At 72.7% G+C, this 17,424-nt stretch carries 13 protein-coding genes; 9 read left to right on the plus strand and 4 right to left on the minus strand.

Annotated features, from left to right (window positions below; all coding sequences use genetic code 11):
* Positions 1 to 14: 14 nt before the first annotated feature.
* A complete protein-coding gene (locus tag ACZ7OU_RS32305) occupies positions 15 to 4,124 on the plus strand; it encodes a non-ribosomal peptide synthetase (protein ID WP_470258118.1) in 4,110 nt (1,369 codons plus the stop codon).
* Here ACZ7OU_RS32305 and ACZ7OU_RS32310 read toward each other — a convergent pair.
* On the minus strand, positions 4,108 to 4,605 hold the full coding sequence (locus ACZ7OU_RS32310) for a hypothetical protein (RefSeq protein ID WP_470258119.1): 498 nt from the start codon (positions 4,603 to 4,605) through the stop codon (positions 4,108 to 4,110). The two genes, ACZ7OU_RS32305 and ACZ7OU_RS32310, sit on opposite strands and share 17 nt — an antisense overlap.
* A gap of 14 nt (positions 4,606 to 4,619) precedes the next feature.
* A complete protein-coding gene (locus tag ACZ7OU_RS32315; protein ID WP_470258120.1) occupies positions 4,620 to 6,035 on the minus strand; it encodes an amidohydrolase family protein in 1,416 nt (471 codons plus the stop codon).
* Positions 6,036 to 6,177: 142 nt separating this feature from the next.
* Between ACZ7OU_RS32315 and ACZ7OU_RS32320 the strand changes: the two genes are divergently transcribed.
* The 5 genes from ACZ7OU_RS32320 (at position 6,178) to ACZ7OU_RS32340 (ending at position 10,831) form a co-directional block, all read left to right on the plus strand.
* Positions 6,178 to 6,987 carry an IclR family transcriptional regulator domain-containing protein gene (locus ACZ7OU_RS32320; protein WP_470258121.1) on the plus strand — a complete coding sequence of 270 codons (810 nt, stop codon included), beginning with the start codon at positions 6,178 to 6,180 and terminating at the stop codon, positions 6,985 to 6,987.
* A gap of 67 nt (positions 6,988 to 7,054) precedes the next feature.
* On the plus strand, positions 7,055 to 8,215 hold the full coding sequence (locus ACZ7OU_RS32325) for a CaiB/BaiF CoA transferase family protein (protein WP_470258122.1): 1,161 nt from the start codon (positions 7,055 to 7,057) through the stop codon (positions 8,213 to 8,215).
* Positions 8,208 to 8,999, plus strand: coding sequence for a citryl-CoA lyase (locus tag ACZ7OU_RS32330; RefSeq protein WP_470258123.1), 792 nt, complete (start codon positions 8,208 to 8,210; stop codon positions 8,997 to 8,999). The genes ACZ7OU_RS32325 and ACZ7OU_RS32330 overlap by 8 nt, the downstream gene beginning before the upstream one ends.
* Before the next feature lie 11 nt (positions 9,000 to 9,010).
* Entirely contained in the window at positions 9,011 to 9,871 is an 861-nt protein-coding gene (locus ACZ7OU_RS32335) for a dioxygenase family protein (RefSeq protein WP_470258124.1), read from the plus strand.
* A 6-nt stretch (positions 9,872 to 9,877) separates the two neighbouring features.
* Positions 9,878 to 10,831: a quinone oxidoreductase family protein gene (locus tag ACZ7OU_RS32340; RefSeq protein ID WP_470258125.1), complete on the plus strand. Its 954-nt coding sequence runs from the start codon at positions 9,878 to 9,880 to the stop codon at positions 10,829 to 10,831.
* On the opposite strand, the gene ACZ7OU_RS32345 is transcribed toward ACZ7OU_RS32340, so the two are convergent.
* Positions 10,828 to 11,361 carry a carboxymuconolactone decarboxylase family protein gene (locus ACZ7OU_RS32345; protein WP_470244232.1) on the minus strand — a complete coding sequence of 178 codons (534 nt, stop codon included), beginning with the start codon at positions 11,359 to 11,361 and terminating at the stop codon, positions 10,828 to 10,830. The genes ACZ7OU_RS32340 and ACZ7OU_RS32345 overlap by 4 nt on opposite strands.
* Before the next feature lie 99 nt (positions 11,362 to 11,460).
* Entirely contained in the window at positions 11,461 to 13,176 is a 1,716-nt protein-coding gene (locus tag ACZ7OU_RS32350; protein WP_470258126.1) for a glycosyl hydrolase family 18 protein, read from the minus strand.
* A gap of 286 nt (positions 13,177 to 13,462) precedes the next feature.
* On the opposite strand from ACZ7OU_RS32350, the gene ACZ7OU_RS32355 reads away from it, so the two are divergent.
* Genes ACZ7OU_RS32355 through ACZ7OU_RS32365 form a run of 3 tightly spaced genes read left to right on the plus strand, consistent with a single transcriptional unit; the run spans position 13,463 to position 17,413 of the window.
* Positions 13,463 to 16,045: an ABC transporter permease gene (locus ACZ7OU_RS32355; RefSeq protein ID WP_470258127.1), complete on the plus strand. Its 2,583-nt coding sequence runs from the start codon at positions 13,463 to 13,465 to the stop codon at positions 16,043 to 16,045.
* On the plus strand, positions 16,038 to 16,730 hold the full coding sequence (locus ACZ7OU_RS32360; protein WP_470244235.1) for an ABC transporter ATP-binding protein: 693 nt from the start codon (positions 16,038 to 16,040) through the stop codon (positions 16,728 to 16,730). The genes ACZ7OU_RS32355 and ACZ7OU_RS32360 overlap by 8 nt, the downstream gene beginning before the upstream one ends.
* The gene (locus ACZ7OU_RS32365; RefSeq protein WP_470258128.1) at positions 16,727 to 17,413 is read left to right on the plus strand and encodes an ABC transporter ATP-binding protein; all 687 of its coding nucleotides are present in this window, start codon (positions 16,727 to 16,729) and stop codon (positions 17,411 to 17,413) included. Before ACZ7OU_RS32360 ends, ACZ7OU_RS32365 begins: the two co-directional genes overlap by 4 nt.
* The last annotated feature ends 11 nt before the right edge of the window (positions 17,414 to 17,424 follow it).

A 17,424-nucleotide genomic window follows, 5' to 3' on the forward strand; every position in this document is an offset into this window, starting at 1 on the left:
CGAAGGGACCGCTCGTGATCGAGGCGCGCAGGCCGGCGACGGCGGAACAGACCGAGGTGTGGCTCGCCATGCAGCGGGAGCCGGAGTCCGCCCGGTTCACCATCCCGCTCGACCTGGAGTTCACCCCCGGCGTCGACGTCGCGGCGCTGCGGGCCGCGCTCGACGACGTCGTCGAGCGGCACCCCAACCTGCGCAGCGCCTTCCACACCGAGGACGGCGAGCTCGTGCAGGTGGTGCACCGCCGCCCGCCCGTGCCGTTCGTCAAGCACCGCCGGCCCGGTCCCTACGACCGCGCGGAGGCACTGGAGTGGGCGGCGGCGATCGCCGCGCAGCCGTTCGACCTCGCCTCCGAGCCGCTCGTGCGGGGCACCCTGCTGACCACCGGCGACGGCGCCCTGTTCGTGCTGGCCGTGCACCACATCGTGTCCGACGGCTGGTCGCAGGGCATCCTCGTGCGGGACCTCGTCCACGCCTACACCTCGCGGGTCGCCGGCCGCGCGCCGTGGGACGCGCCGCTGCCCGCCGAGCCGTCCACTGTGGACGTCTCGCCGGCCGAGACGGCCGCCTACTGGACGGGCCTGCTCGCCGACCAGCCGCCGTCGCTCGCGCCGATCGCGGACCTCAACCGCCCGGGCTCGGTGCCCGGCGTGGCCGGTTTCCACGAGACGGTGCTGGCGGGGGACGTCCTCGACCGCGTCCGCGCGGTGGCCCGCGACCGGCTCGCGTCGCCCGCGGTGGTCGTGCTGAGCGCGTGGCTGACCCTCCTGCACGCCTGGAGCGCCACCGGTGACGGCACCACCGGCATGCTGTTCGCCGCGCGCACCACCGAGAACGAGGACCGGGTCGACCTGCTGGCCCGGGTGCTCCCGGTGCGCAGCGGACTCGACTTCGCCGAGTCGTTCACCACGCTCGTCGACCGCGTGCGCGACCAGATGCTCGACTCGCTCGAGCACTCGGCCGTGCCGTCGGGGCGGCTGCGCGAAATCCGCCGCGACGGCGGCTCGGCCCTCATCGACAACAGCGTCTTCATGTACTTCCCCGAGCAGGAGCAGACCTGGACCGCCGGCGACACGACCATCCGGGTCGTCGAGCACGAGACCGCCGCCGGGAAGTACGACCTGTCGCTGGCGGCGCTGGAGGGCGACGCGCACATCCGGCTGCGCGTCGACCACGACACGCTGGTGTACCGCGACAGCACCGCCGAACTGCTGCTCGCGCAGCTGGTCACGCTCCTCACCGACGCGGTCGCCGACCCGGCGTCGAGCTGCGGTGCGCTGGTGGCGGCGTGCGACCCGTTCGTGCCGGCCCGGCCGGAGACCGAACGCGAGCCGGTCAACCGCGTCCTGTTGCCCGACCTCGTGCGCCGGCACGCGCGGCTGCGGCCGGACGCGGTCGCCGTGCGCTACCACGACGAGGTGCTCACCTACGCCGAACTCGTCGGGCGCGCGGCGTCGGTCGCGAACTGGCTGCGTGCCGAAGGGGCGGGCGCCGAGTCGCTGGTGGCGCTGCTGCTGCCGCCGGGCCCGACGTCGGTGGTGTTCTGGCTGGGCACGCTGATGGCGGGCGCGGCCTACGTGCCGCTGGACCCGGCCTACCCCGACGCGCAGCTGCAGATGGTCATCGACGACGCCCGGCCGCGGCTGGTCATCGGCGCGCCCGGGTTCGTGGAGCGGGTGCGGCTGCCCAAGTGCCCGATCTACCTCGTCGACGAGGCCCTCGCGGAGGCCGCGCGCCACCCGGCGACGCCGCCGGCGGTGGAGATCGATCCGGCGTCGGTGTTCAACGTGCTGTACACGTCCGGCTCGACCGGCCGGCCCAAGGGTGTCGTGTGGCCGCATTCGGGGTTCGTCCGGCTGCTCGACCGGCCCGACTTCGTGCCGCTGCACCACACCGACGTCGTCTCCCAGCTGTCCCCGCTGAACTTCGACGGCGCGACCTACGAGGTCTGGGGCGCGCTGACCCACGGCGCCGAGCTGGTGATCTTCGACAAGGAGCTGACGCTGAGCCCGCCGGAGCTGCGGACGGCGTTCCGCGAGCGCGGGATCACCACGCTCATCGTGTCGACGCCGTTGCTGAACCGGCTGATCGAGGACGTGCCCGACCTGTTCCCCGGCCTGCGCCGGGTGTACTTCGGGGGCGAGATCATCTCGGTGCCGCACATGGCGAAGGCGCTGCGCTGGTGCGCGCCCGGGACGCTGCTGCACAGCTACGGGCCGACGGAGAACTCGTTCACCTCGACGTGGACGCCGATCACGGCGATCGAGGAGAACACGCGGACGCTGTCGATCGGCTCGGTCGTGCCGGAGACCGACGGGTACGTCGTGTTCGACCACGCGACCATGCGCCAGGCGCCTCGCGGGGTGCCGGGCGAGCTGCTGCTGGGCGGCACCGGCGTGACGCGCGGGTATCTGGGCAACCCGCGCGAGACGGCGCGGCGCTTCATCCCCGACCCGTATTCCGGCGTGCCCGGCGCGCGGCTGTACCGCACGGGTGACCGGGTGCGGTGGCTGCCGGACGGCCGGCTGGAGTTCATCGGCCGCAACGACAACCAGGTGAAGATCCGCAGCCAGCGCGTCGAGCTCGGCGAGGTCGAGTCGGCACTGGCGGCGCACGCTTCGGTGGAGGCGGCGTTCGTCCGGGTGTGCTTGAACAGCCGCAAGGAGAAGGAGATCGCGGCGTACGTGGTGTTCGGCCCGGGCGGCACGGTCGAGGAGCTGCGCCGGCACGCGCGGGAGGTGCTGCCGGTGTTCGCGGTGCCCCGGTACCTCGTGCCGCTGGACCGGATGCCGTTGACGCCGAACGGCAAGATCGACCGGCGGCGGTTGCCGGAGGTGGGGGCCGAGGCTCCCGCCGCTCCGGCGCCGGTCGTTGTTCCGGCCGTCGCTGCGGTGGTCGTCGCGGATTCCACTGTGGACCTGGTGCGGGCGGCGTGGGCGGAGCTGCTCGAACACGACACGTTCACGATGGACGACAACTTCTTCGACGTCGGCGGCCATTCGCTGATCCTGGTGAAGCTCCAGGCGGGCTTGCGAGCACGGTTCACGTCGGCCCCGACGATCGGCGAGCTGCTGCGCCACACGACGGTGCGGGCCCAGGTGGCGTTGCTGGCGAACGTCGCACCGGTGACGGCCGGGGCGGACATCGCCGCGGTGGGGCTGGCCGGAGGGGTCTCGGTGCCGGGTTCGGCTCCGGTGGCACAGACCGTGGCGGCTTCGGCGCCTGTTGCGCGGACCGCCGGAACTGCGGGCCAGGCCCACTCACTCGAGCCCACCTTGGCTCCCGCCGCGCCGTCCCCCACCTCCGGGCCGGCTCCCGTGATCGGCGGGCGGCAGGTGATCGCCGTGTCCGCGGCGACCCCCACCGCGCTCGCCGACGCCCGGCGGCAGCTGGCCGAGCACCTCTCCACCACCCCCGGCCTCGACCTCGCCGGCGTCGCCGCCACGCTGGACCGTGGCCGCGAGCGGTTCCCGCACCGCTTCGCCGTCGTCGCCGAGGACGTCGCCGACGCCGTCACAGCACTGCGCGACGGTGCCGGGACCGCCGGTGTCGTCGATCGGACGCGTCCGGTCCGGGTCGTCTTCGCCTTCGGCACGGCCGCCGACGAGCACGCGTTGCTCGGGGAGTTCACCGCCCGTGGTGCGGCTCCGGATGTCGTGACCGGTCGCGGTGCCGGGCACCTGACCGCCGCCGTCGCCGCCGGGGTGCTGTCGTCCGCCGACGGCGCGCGCCTGGCCGAAGCCCTCGGCCGCGGCACACTCACGGCCGCGCTCGACGACGTCACCTTCGCCCCGCCCGTCGTGCCGATCGCCACCGCGGAAGGCATCCTGCCCGCCGGGCGCCCGCTCGACACCCGGCTGTGGGCCAAGCACCTCACGGCGCTCCCGGACGCGTCGGCGCTGCTCGCCGTCGCCAGCGGCAACCGGGCGGCCGTCGTCGTCGGCTTCGGCGGTGAGTTCCCGGTCCACCCGGACCTGACCGCGGTGTCCACAGCGGACGTCCACACGGGACTGGCCGGGTTGTGGTGCGCCGGGGTGAACGTCGAGCTGAGCGACCGCCGGGCGCGCCGCGTCCGCCTGCCCGGCTACCCCTTCGCCCGCCCGGCGGTTCTCAAGCAGCCGAACTGAGCAACGCCACGACCGCGGCCGACTTCGCGTCATCCAGGAAGCGCAAGCCCATGAAGTGGTCGCCGGCGGTGAAGCCGGGCAACGCCCAGAGCGCTTCGTAAGGCAGTCCGACCTGCCGGTGGCGACGCAGGCTGTAGACGTTGCTGAACAGGCACTTCCCGGGATCCGGGTTCCAGAGGCGCCGCGCGAAGGCGGGGTTGCGGAAGCCGTGTCCGACTTCGGCGGCGGCCTGGACGTGCTTGCGGCCGGTGAACAGCACGACGTCGCCGGTGCGCACGGTGTCCATCCGGCGGTCGTACTTGTCCTTGGCGCCCCAGAACCGCGCCCGGCCGCTCCGGTGCAGCGCGGTCAGGCGGGCGAGGTCGGCCGGGTCGAGGAGGTCGGCGTACGCGCGGAAGTCCACGGTCTTCTCCAGCGACTCCGCCCCGTACCGGCGGGCGTCCGCGGTGCCGTAGGCGGGCTGGATGAAGACCTGGACCACCGCGCCACGGTAGCTCAGCCGCCGTGGGTGGTGTCGCTCTGGTAGGTCGTGTACGTGTACGGGTTGTCGAGGACCTTGGTCTCCGGGACGTCCGGGTTCATCCCCTTCGCCCACGCTTCCTCGCCCAGCTGCCCGCGCAGGTATTCGACCGTCGACTCCACCTGGCTGCGCACCGCCGGGAGGTCTACGTCGACGAGGCGGCCGTCGCGTTTGACCACCCGTCCGTTCACCAGCACCGTGTGGACGTCGCCGCGCTGGGCCTGGAACGCCACGTGGCCGTAGGGGTTGAGCAGCGGGAACGACACCGGCGAGTGCTCGTTCTTCAGCAGCACCACGTCGGCCTTCTTGCCGACCTCGAGGCTGCCGATGTCGGAGCGTCCCAGTGCGGCCGCGCCGCCGCGGGTGGCCCACTCGACCACCTGCTCCGCGCGCAGCGCCGCGTGCGTGACCGTGTCGCCCTTCGCGTGCGCCTCCAGGTGCTCGCGCGAGCGGTCCGCGCCCAGCGTCGTGCGCATCGCGGAGAACAGGTCGCCGCTCCACCAGACCGATGTGTCCATCGACAGCGACACCGGGATCCCGTACTGGCGCAGTGCCCAGGTGGACGGGTAGCCCTGGCCCGCGCTCTGCTCGCTTTCCGTCGAGACCGACGCCGACCCGCCGGTCGCCGCGATCCGGTGGTAGGAGTCGGCCGACAGCGACGCGCTGTGGACGTAGATCGTCTCCGGGGTCATGAACCCGTGGTCGTGCATCAGCTTGATGCTGTCGTCGCCGGTCGCGCCCCAGACTCCGGCGTGCGTGGTCACCGGCACGCCGAGCTCGCGCGCCACCTCGAACGCCGGCTTCTCCGGGAACGCGGGGTCGCCGGTGACGTCGAACGCCAGCTGGAAGCCCAGGTCGCCGCCCGTGCGGCGGGCGACGAAGTCGCGGAACTCGGGGGTGGCGGTCCAGTTCGCCGGGGCGTCCTGGATGTTGCCGTAGGCCAGGACGAACCGGCCGGGCACGGATTCGAGCGCGTCGGCCGCCGCGTCGGCGTGCTGGGTGGTCTGCAGGCCGTGGGACCAGTCGACGGTGGTCGTGACGCCCGCTTCGAGGGCTTCCCACGCGCCGAGGACGTTGCCCGCGTGGATGTCTTCGGGGCGGAACACCTTGCCCCATTCGAGGTAGTACCAGACGAAGTACTGCGTGAGCGTCCAGTCGGCGCCGTAGCCGCGCATGGCCGTCTGCCACAGGTGCCGGTGCGTGTCGATCATCCCCGGCATGACGATGCCGCCCGCGGCGTCGATCTCGGTCGTGCCCGCCGGGACGTCCAGGGCGGGGCCGATCGCGGCGATTTCGCCGCCGGTGACCAGGACGTCTTCGCCGGGCAGTACCCGGCGGGCGTCGTCGAGGGTCAGCACCGTGCCGCCTCGCAGGACGATGGGTCCGGTCATCGCTGCCTCCGGTCGCGTACACTCGTCCGCTCTACGGACACTCAAGGGGTGACGCCACCTTTGCCCAGTGCCGCGCCGGTGTCAATCCCCGTCGATCCCCGCCGCTACGCTGCGGGGCAGCACTGCAAGAGGGAGGTCGCGCATGCCACGCGAGGGAACGGGTCCCGACTTCATCGAAGCGCTGGCGCGCGGGCTCGAGGTGATCACGGTGTTCGGGCCGCACCGGCCGGAGATGACGCTGGCCGAGGTGGCGACCGCCGCCGGCCTGGCCCGCCCGACCGCGCGCCGGATCCTGCTGACGCTGGAAGAGCTCGGGTACGTCCGCGCCGGCGGCCGCGGCTACGCGCTGACCCCGCGCGTGCTCGACCTCGGCGTCGCCTACGTGCGCTCGATGGGCCTGTGGGACATCGCCCGGCCGCACCTGGAACGCCTGGTCGAGCGCACGAACGAGTCGTGCTCGATCGCCCAGCTCGACGGCTCCGACATCGTCTACGTCGCCCGGGTCGCGGTGCCGAAGATCGTCGGGCTGAGCGTGCAGATCGGCACCCGGTTCCCGGCGCTGCCGACGTCGCTGGGCAAGGTCCAGCTCGCCGCGCTGGCCCCCGACGAGCTGGATGCGGTGCTGGCCCAGCCCACCCGCTCCGGGCTGGTCCCCCGCTGGCAGCCGGAGCCGGCCGAGCGCGACGCCGAGCTGCGCGAGGTCCGCGCCCGCGGGTGGGCGCTCACCGACGAGCAGCTCGCGCTGGGCATCCGCTCGGTGGCGGCGCCGCTGCGCGACGGCTCGGGGCGGGTGATCGCCGGCGTCAACGTCAACTGCCACGCCGCCGAAACGCCGGTGGAGCGGCTCCTGGAGCACCACCTGCCGCTGCTGCTGCAGACCGCCGGGGAGATCAGCGCCGACTTCGCGCGGCTGCACGACGTCCCGCACGTCACCGTCCCCGCGGTGTCTTGACCGCCACCGCGCGCCGGGGCAGACTGCGGACAAGCGTCCGTCTGACGGACAGAAAGTGAGGATCCGGGTGGAACCCAGCACGGCCGGCCCACTGTCCGGGCTGCTGGTCGCGGACTTCTCCCGGGTGCTCGCCGGGCCCTACGCCACGATGCTGCTCGCCGACATGGGCGCCGAGGTCGTCAAGGTCGAAGGACCGCAGGGCGACGAGACGCGCACGTGGATGCCGCCGGTGCGCGGCGACGTCTCGACGTACTACCTCGGGGTGAACCGCGGGAAGCGGTCGATCGCGCTCGACCTGCGCGAGGAGGCCGACGCCGCTGTCGCCCGCGAGCTGGCGGCCCGCGCGGACGTGGTGATCGAGAACTTCAAGCCCGGCGGACTGGCCAAGTACGGCCTGGACTACGACTCCGTCAAGACGGCCAACCCCGGCAGCGTCTACGCCTCCATCAGCGGCTTCGGCTCGGGTGCGGGCGCGCACGTGCCCGGCTACGACCTGATGGTGCAGGCGATCTCGGGCCTGATGAGCCTGACCGGCGATCCGGACGGCCCGCCGTACCGGGCCGGGATCTCGGTGTTCGACGTGATGGCCGGCAACCACGCGGTGATCGGCATCCTCGCCGCGCTGCGCCACCGCGACGCGACCGGCGAGGGCCAGCACGTCGAGGTCAACCTGCTGTCCTCGGCGCTGACCGGGCTGGTCAACCACAGCTCGGCCTACGCCGCGGGCGGGGTGGTGCCCTACCGGATGGGCAACGCCCACCCCAGCGTCTTCCCCTACGAGCCGCTGCCCACCGCCGATGCCGACCTGATCGTCGCCGCGGCCAACGACGGGCAGTTCCGCCGGCTGTGCGAGGTGCTGGACCTGCCCGACGTCCCCGGCGACCCGCGGTTCGCCCGCAACGCCGACCGCACGAAGAACCGCGAAGAGCTGCGGCCGATCCTGGTCGAGCGGCTGGCGAAGAAGAGCGCGGTCGACTGGTTCGAGGCGCTGACGAACGTCGGTGTCCCGTGTGGACCGATCAACACCATCGACGGCGGCTTCGCGATGGCCGAACGCTTCGGGCTCGACCCGATCGTCGAGGTCGGCGACGGCGACCGCGCCGTCCCCACCACCCGGCACCCGATCCGGTTCTCCGCGACCCCGGCCGCCTACCGGCTGCCGCCGCCGGAGCTCGACGAACACGGCGCCGAACTGCGCACCTGGCTCACGGAGACCCCGGATGACTGACCCTACCTACGAAACAGCCCTCGGATCGTCCACGAAGGACAAGATCACCCTGCTCGGCCAGGACCTCGCCGAGGACGTCATGGGCACCGTCGGCTTCGGCGAGCTGGCCTTCTGGCTGGCCACGCAACGACGTCCGTCCCCAGGGGAGACCCGGGTCTTCGAAGCGGTGCTGGCAGCGCTGGCCGACCACGGTTTCACCCCGACCGCGATCGTCACCCGGCTGACGTACCTGTCCGCGCCCGACTCCGTCCAGGGCGCGCTCGCCGCGGGCCTGCTCGGCGGCGGGTCGCGTTTCCTGGGCGTCACCGAGGACTGCGGCCGGTTCCTGCACGAGGTCCTCGCGAGCGCGGAAACGCCGACCGACGAGGCCGGCTGGGACGCGCTCGCGCTCAAGACCGTCGAAGACCGTCGTGCGGAGAAGAAGTTCGTCCCCGGGCTCGGGCACCACGTGCACAAGGACGGCGACCCGCGGACCCGGCGGCTGTTCGAGATCGCCGCCGAAGAAGGCCTGCGCGGACCGCACCTGGAGCTGTTCGCCGCCATCGGCCGGGTGCACCCCCAGGTGCTGGGCAAGACGCTGCCGCTCAACGGCGCCGGCGTCTGCGGCGCCGCGCTGGCCGACCTCGGGCTGCCGCTGGAGCTGCTGCGCGGCTTCGCGCTGCTGGCCCGGACCGCCGGGCTCATCGGCCAGCTCGCCGAGGAGCTGCGGCACCCGGTCGCGAACGACATCTTCCTGTCGGTAGACCTGAACAACCGGCCGGTCCCGCCGGACCCGCAACGCTGAGAGGAACGCCGATGCAGCTCGTCACCGAGGACAACATCACCGAGCTCGCCGCGCAACGCTGGTCGAGCGCGCACGACCCGCGTACCGCGCAGGTCATGGCCGCCCTCGTCCGGCACCTGCACGCCTTCGCCCGCGAAGTGCGGCTCAGCGAGACCGAGTGGATGGCCGCCATGCGGTGGCTCACCGAGACGGGGCAGATCAGCGACGAGAAGCGCGAGGAGTTCATCCTCGCCTCCGACGTGCTGGGCCTGAGCATGCTGGTGGTGCAGATGAACCACGCCTTCGACGCGAAAGCGACCCCGGCCACCGTGCTCGGCCCGTTCCACATCGACGGCTCGCCGGAGCAGGACTTCGGCGGTGACATGTCCGACGGCCTGCCCGGCACCCCGCTCTACGTCACCGGCACCGTCACCGGCCTCGACGGCTCCCCCGTCCCCGGGGCGATCCTCGACGTCTGGCAGGCCGACGAAGAAGGTGCGTACGAGTCGCAGATCCCGGACATCGACGAAGCCCGGCTGCGAGCGAAGTACGCCACCCGCGCCGACGGGACCTACTGCCTGCGCACCATCGCGCCGAAGGGCTACTCGATCCCGATGGACGGCCCGGTCGGCGAACTCATCAGCGGCACCGACATCAGCCACTTCCGCCCGGCGCACGTGCACTTCCTGATCAACGCGGCCGGCTACGAGCCGCTGATCACGCACCTGTTCGAGGAGGGCGCCGAGTACCTCGACAGCGACGTCGTGTTCGGCACCAAGCAGGAGCTGGTCGTCACCTTCGAGCACCGCGATCCGGGGCCGACGCCCGACGGTGGCGAGTCGGCCGAGCCGTGGCTCGAGGCACGGTACGACTTCATCCTCCAGCCCGTCTGACGCGCGATGCGCGCGGCGGAGATCCGGACGCCCGGCGAGCCACCGGCGGTGGCGGACCGGGCGGTGCCCGAACCCGGGGCGGGCGAGGTCGCGGTGAGCGTCACCGCCGCGCCGATCACCCCGCTCGACCTGCTCTGCGCGTCCGGCACGTCCTACTTCGGCCGGCCGGGAACGCCGTACGTGCCGGGGGTCCAGGGCGTCGGCGTGCTGACGCGCCCGACGCCGACCGAGCCGGCCGGCACCCCGGTCTGGTTCGCCACGCCCGCCGGCATGCGGCCCGGGGACGGCAGCATGGCCGAACACGCCGTCGCCGCGCCCGACGATCTGGTCATCCTGCCGCCCGGGACGGACCACGCGCTCGTCGCGGCGCTCGGGCTGTCGGCGGTGGCGGCGTGGATGTGCCTGACCTGGAAGGGGAACCTCGGCGCGGGCGAGACGGTGCTCGTCCTCGGCGCCGGCGGGATCGTCGGCCAGTCGGCGGTGCAGCTGGCCCGCGTCGCCGGAGCCGGGCACGTCATCGCGTGCGCACGGTCCGACGCCGCGCTGGAGCGGGCCCGCCGCCTCGGCGCGGACAGCGTCGTGCGGCTCGCGGCCGAGGACGACGTCGCAAGCCTGGCGGCCCGGCTCGGTGAGGTCCCGGTGGACCTGGTGATCGACCCGGTGGCCGGGATCCCGGCCGCGGCGGCACTGCGCGCCCTGCGCCCCGGCGGGCGGCTGGTGAACCTCGGCGGCGCGGCCGGCGACGAGTTCCCGGTGTCCTCGGCCGTGCTGCGCAGCAAGTCGTTGCACGTCCACGGCTACACGAACAACGAGCTCGACGCCGTCCGCCGCCGCGAAGCGCTCCTGACGGTGGTGGGGCACGCGGTGGCGGGGGCGCTCACGGTCGACTACGAGCGCGTCCCGCTGCGCGACGCGGGTGCGGCGTGGACCCGTCCCGGCCGGGTCGTGCTGGTGCCCTAGCGGCGGTAGCCGTTCTCGACCAGCCGCTTGCCGATCAGGTCGAAGACGGCTTCGTCGTCCGGCACGACCGTGGCCAGGCCGTCGACGTACCGGTTGAACATGCAGAACGCCGCCGCGATGAGGACCGTGTCGTGCAGTTCGGTGTCGGTCGCGCCCTCCGCGCGGGCGGCCGCGATGAGCTCTTCGGTGACCGCGCGGCCGGTCTCCCGCACGGCGAGCGCGATCCACAGCAGTGCCTTGAGCTTCGCCGACACGGGGGCGTTGTCGATCCCGCCGCGCGTGGCGTCGACGACCGCCCGGCCGCCTTCGATGGTCTGGGCCGCGACGGCGGCGTGGCTGCCGGTGCAGAACCGGCACTCGTTGCCCTGGGACACGACGGTCGCGATCAGCTCGCGCTCCCCGACGGTGAGGGTGCTGGGACCGCGCAGCAGGACCTCGCCCAGCGCCCCGAGCGGCACCGCGGTCTCCGGCCGGTAGGCGAAGAGCGCCGAAATGCCCGGCAGCTGCGGGTCGAGCGGGATGTGCGGCATCAGGTCCTCCTCGCGGGCGAAAGATCTCCCCGTGAGTCTTTCGGCCGTGGGCGGCCCGGCCAACCTCCACTTTGCTGAACCGGGCCGCCGCCGAACGGATCAGCCGATGGTGAAGTCGTCGGCGTAGAGGGCACTTTGGCCGTACCAGCCGTGGACGTAGACCGTCACCGCGCCGGACGCGCCGGTCGTGAACGGCACCGACAGCTGGGTCCAGCCGCTGCTCGAGGTCCACGTGCTGGCGGTCGCGCCGCCCCGGACCCCGACGTAGGCGTAGTTGCCCTGCACCCACGCCTTGAGCGTGTAGGCGTGGTTCGGTGCGAGCGTGACGTTCTGCGCCGCTTCCCCGGTGGCCGAGGAGGTGGGCACCACCTGCAGCGCGTGGGTCCCGGAGTGGGCCGGCGAAGCGACGATGGCGTCACCCGCGGCGCTCCACGGGCTCAGTGCGCCGGTTTCGAACCCGCCGTTGACGACGCCGCCCGCGGGCGGGGTGCCCTTCACGGTGAGGGTGAAGGTGGCGCTGTGGCTCGCGCCGGTCGCGGTGCCGGTGACGGTCAGCGGGTAGACCCCGGGGACCGCCGCCGACGTGGTGCTCACCGACAGCGTCGCGCTGCCGCCCGCGGTGACCGAGCCCGGGCTGACCGACACCGTGACGCCGGCCGGAGCGCCGGTGACCGACAGCGTCACCTGCTGGGCGGACCCGGACGTGACGGCGGTGCCGACCGTCGCGGTGGCCGAGCCGCCCGGGTCGACCGAGGCCGAGGCCGGGTTCGCGGCGAGGGAGAAGTCGTTGCCGGGCACGGTCGTGCCGCCGGTGAACGGTGCGAAGGCGTGGCTGAAGAACCACGTGTCCTGGGCGATGCCGGAGCAGTTGTCCGCGGCGGCGCCGCCGGGACAGCCGCCGTTGTCGCGTTGCAGAGCCCAGAACGACAGCTCGTTGATGCCCTTCGAGACCGCCCAGTTGTAGACGGTGGCCGCGTCGGCGGTCGTGAACGTCTCGGCCGGGCCGAAGTCGTCGACGCCGATCATCTCGGTGATCCCGACCATCGCCCACAGCTGTGCCTGCGTCTTGCCGGGGTACAGCGCGCCGAGCTGGGAGACGAGCCCGGTGGCCGAGGTCTGGGTGTCGGTGGCCATCTGGTGGGCGGCGTTGTCGTAGTAGTCGAAGGTCATCATGTTGACCACGTCGACGCGGGTGCCGTTGGCGACGGCGTTGCGCAGCACGGCCAGGCCGCTGTCGGCGAGGCCGCGGGTGGTCGTGGGCAGGGTGTAGGAGATCTGCAGCGACCGCCCGGACGCCGCGGCCCAGTCCTGGACCTTCTTGATGGCTTTGTTGCGGCGGTCGATGCCGGCGGTGTTGGTGAGCGAGTTGTCCTCGATGTCCATGTCGAGGCGCGGGACGTCGTAGGTGGTGATCGCCGACTCGTAGGCGGCGGCGATGGAGTCGACGTTGGTGCAGCTGTCGCCGATTTCGGTGCCGGTGTTGTCGGCGGTGTAGCCGCCGAAGGACGGGATGACGTCGCCGCCGCGGGACCGGATCGTGGCGATGTCCGCGCCGAACGTCGAGTTCGCGATCGGCATCCCGGTGTCACCGTTCCAGTAGACGGTGCACGAACCCTTGGTGGCGGCCTGGATGAAGGCCATCGTGAGGTGCTTGGCGCCCGACTGCTGGGCCAGCGCGGCGGGGCTCTCGCCGGTCCAGGCCTCGACGTACGGCGCGAAGACGTGCGCGGGCAGCGGCGTCGCGGCTTGGGCGGACCCGGCCGCGGCGACCAGCGTGCCGGCCGAAACCCCAGCCAGGGCAAGTAAAACGGACATTCGGGAGAAAGGTCTGCGTCGACGCATCTGCGCTCCAGTGCCGGCGGGAAGCCGTGCCGCGGCGTAACACGGCGAGAACGCCTTCAGGATTGGATCAGACCAATCCATGCGTCAAGGTCTAGACCACTAAACCGGCCGGATGGCCGCACGGGTTGCTCGTTCCCGAATCCGTGGCCGATGACCGCGTGTGAGCAACAATCGGATACAAAAACGTGCCAACTCCTGCGATCTGCCGGTAGCGTGCGCGTCCATGCGGGTGAAATGGGGGACAATTGGACAGCGCAGAGTGACCAAGCCGTGGCGTGCGGCTCCGAAGGCCGCCCTCTCCAGCCCGCTCACCCTGATCGTCGCCGCGGTGACCTCGCTGCTCGCCTGTTTCCTCGGCACCGCCGCGGTCCTGCAGGCCTCCGCGGCCGGCGGCGCGACGATCGCCTACCAGACCGGCATCACCTGCCCCGACAGCTACGGCCCGGTCTTCGGCAAGGGCAACATCCCCGTCCAGGACATCCCGGCCGTGACCGGCGCGGTCCAGCGCCACGCCGGCGCCCACGGCTTCGGCACACCGGTCGTCGGCCAGTACACCACCGTCCTGCCCGGCACCCAGTTCAACGGCGACCCGAACTACAAGATCCGCCTCGGCTACCGCGACCAGGCCGGCCTGGACAACCTCGCGCTGCAGCAGGGCACCCGCGCCCCCGGGCTGTGGCTGGGCAACGTCGTCGCCGACGCCGAGCACATCGGCGTCGGCACCCGGCCGAGCATCCAGGGCACCGCGCTGCCCCCGGTCACCGGCATCTACCGCGACCTGCTCGACCCGCCGCCGCGCTGGTGGTGCTCCCAGCAGTCCGGCGCCGTCGTCGACCGGCTCGCCAACGACCCCATCGACTCGATCGTGTTCGCCACCGACGGCAAAACCTTCGCCGACGCGGTCAAGGCCATCGGCCTGCCGAAGATGCAGTACTTCCACATCTCGTTCTACGAACCGGCACCGGCCACCCTCAGCGCCGCCGAAGACCTGCTGCAGCGCTCCCGCGACCTCATCGCCGACGTCCGCGCCGACCTCACCGCCCAAGGACTCGGGAACCTCGTCGCCGCCGACGTCCCGACGTTCGACCGCTCGGTGCAGATCGCCCGCCAGGCCCAGGACAACGTGTTCGTCTCGATCCTGCCGCTCGCGCTGATCAGCGTCCTGGTCGGCTGCGCCGGCCTCGGCACCGTCGCCCTGCAGTGGTACCAGCGCCGCCACGCGCAGCTGCGGCTGCTCTCCGCCCGCGGCAGCGGCCCCGGCGCCCTCGGCGGCCTCGCCGTCGCCGAACTGGGCCTGCCGATCCTGCTCGGCGGCGCACTCGGCGCGGTCGCCGCCCGGCTGCTGCTCGGCGTCTACGGCCCACCCGGCGCACCCGACCCCGAGGCCGAGCTGAACGCCGGCATCGTCGCGGCCGGCGTACTCGTCGTGTCGCTCGCGCTGCTGGCCCTGGTCGTCGCCGTGCGAGCGCACCGGGAGTTCGAACTCGGCCGCGTCCGCCGCGCCGGCAACCGGATGCGGCTGCTCGGGTACTTCCCGTGGGAGCTCGCCACCGCGGGCATGGCCTGGCTCGGCTGGACCCGCCTCGCCCACTACAGCACCGGCTCCCGGCTCGGAAATCCATTACCCCAGGTCGACCCGCTGGCCCTGACCTACCCGGTGTTCGTCGTGCTGACCGTCGGCCTGCTGACCGCGCGGCTGGCCTGGCTGGCCCTGCACGCCTCCCACCGGGCCCGGCTCTGGTCGCGCCCCGCCCTGCAGCTGGCGATCCGGCGGCTGGCCGGCGCCCGCGCCCCGGTCACCGGCGTCCTGGTCATCGGCACCCTCGCCATCGGCACGCTCGCCACTGGGATCGGCATCGCCAACGGCCAGGAAGCCGCGCTCGACACCAAGTCGGCGATCTTCGTCGGCGGCAACGCCCGCCTCGACACCGACAGCCCCATCGGCATGGGCACCGTCGCGATGCCCGCCGCACTGGCGCACAACAGCACCGTCGTCGGCGAGCTGACCGGCACCGGCAGCGTCGTCCTCGTCGTCGACCCCGCCACGTTCACCCGGGGCGCCACCGCCGGCGACGTCCCGGCCGGCGACCTCGACGGGCTCCTGCGGCAGATCTCGCAACCGGACCCCAAGGGCACCCCCGTCATCCGCGTCGGCCACACCGCCAAGCAGAGCGACCGGCTGCCCGACGGCCTCCGCGACGCCGTCACCGTCGCCGACCTCCCGGTGTTCCCGATGATCGGCACCTCACCCGGCTACGTCGTCTCCCGCACCGCGCTCGACCACGGACAGCTCGACCGGATCCCGAAGTGGAGCGTCCTGACCGGCGCGTCGATGGCCGACGCGACCGCCGCGCTGCGTACCGCCGGCGTCTTCATCCCCAACCGCATCGACCGCGAAACCGCACTCGACGGCCTGCCGTTCTTCGTCGTGTCCTGGACGTTCTCCTTCGTCGCACTGCTCGGCGCGGTCCTCGGCGTCGTGGCGATCCTCGCGCTGCTCGTCGCCGTCGAAGTCCGCCGCCGCCAGAACGCCCTGGCCGGAGCGCTCGTGCTGCGGATGGGCATGCGGCCGCGGACCCTGCTCGCGAGCCACCTGATGGAACTGGGCGCCCTCAGCGGCCTCGCGATCGTCGTCGGCGTGGTCTGCGGCATCTCGGTCGCCGGCCTCTCGGTCCCCCGGTTCGACCCCGCGACCTTCCTCGCGCCCCGCTCCGAACTCCCCGACCCCCTGCCGTTCGTGCTGACCGTGCTGGTCGTCGGCGTGCTCGTGGTGGCACTGGCCGGCTGGATCGCGATGCGCTCGGTGCGCACCGCCCGGACCGCGGAGCTGATCCGTGCCTGACAAACCGATCTTCACCCTTCGCGGCATCGGCGTCGACTACCCGACCCCCGCCGGCGTCGTCACCGGCGTCGACGACGTCAGCTTCGACGTCCCCGCCCGGGGCATGACCGTCTTCGCCGGACCGTCCGGCTCCGGCAAGTCGACGCTGCTGCGCGTGCTCGGCCTGTTCGAACAGCCCGCCCGCGGCACACTGACCTTCCAGGGCGCCGACGTCCGCAAGCTCAAGCACCGCGAACGACGCGCCCTGCGACGCCACCACCTGGGACTGGTGTTCCAAAGCCCGTCCGACAACCTGCTCGCCTACCTGAGCGTCGCCGACAACCTCCGCGCCGCGGCCGAAGCCGCCGGCACCGACTGCAACCCCGACGACATCCTCGGCCAGCTCGGCCTCCACGGCACCGGCGACTGGAAGATCGCCGCGCTCTCGGGCGGCCAGCAGCAACGCCTGGCCTTCGGCTGCGTCCTCGCCGCGCGCTCCACGGTGATCCTCGCCGACGAACCCACGTCCCAGCTCGACGAAGCCTCCGCCGACCTCGTCCTGGACACCCTGCAGTACCTGGTGGACCAGGACTTCGCGGTCCTGGTCGCCTCCCACGACGAACGCCTCATCGACCTCGGCGCCCGCGTCGCCCGGCTGCACAAGGGCACGCTCGAAGGCGTCGAAGAACGGGAGCCGCAGCGATGACCGCGGAAACCGCGCCGTCCATGCTGGAAGCCGTCGGGCTGCGCCGCAGCTTCGCCCACCCCAGCGGCGACATCGAAGTGCTGCGCGGCCTCGAACTGCGCGTCGGCGCCGGCGAGCTCGTCACCGTCTCCGGCCGCTCCGGCTCCGGCAAAAGCGCCCTGCTGGCCCTGCTGTGCGGGTTCGACTCCCCCGACTCCGGCTGCGTCCTGCTCGACGGCGTCCCCATCAGCGGCGCCCCGCCCTGGCACACCTGCGCCGTGCTGCCGCAGGCACTCGGCCTGGCCAACGAACTCACGATCGCCGAAAACGTCGCCCTGCCCCTGCGGCTGCGCTCCGACATACCCCGCCCGGCCCCCGCCGCGATCCAGTCCCGCGTCACCGAACTCCTCGACGACCTCGGCATCGGCGAACTCGGCGACCGCTACCCCCTCGAAGTGTCCTTCGGCCAGCAGCAACGCGTCGCCCTCGCCCGCGCCGTCGCCGGCCGGCCCCGCGTCCTGCTCACCGACGAACCGACCGCCCACCTCGACGCGGGCAGCACCCCCCGGGTCCTGAAGCTCCTGCGCCGCTGCGCGTCCGAAGGCGCCGCCGTCATCGTCGCCACCCACGACGACGAGGTCCACCGCATCGCCGACCGCCGCGTCCGCCTCCTCGACGGCGTCCTCACCGCCCTGCTCGACTAACCGATCAGGAA

Source organism: Amycolatopsis sp. NPDC114505 (assembly GCF_055633615.1).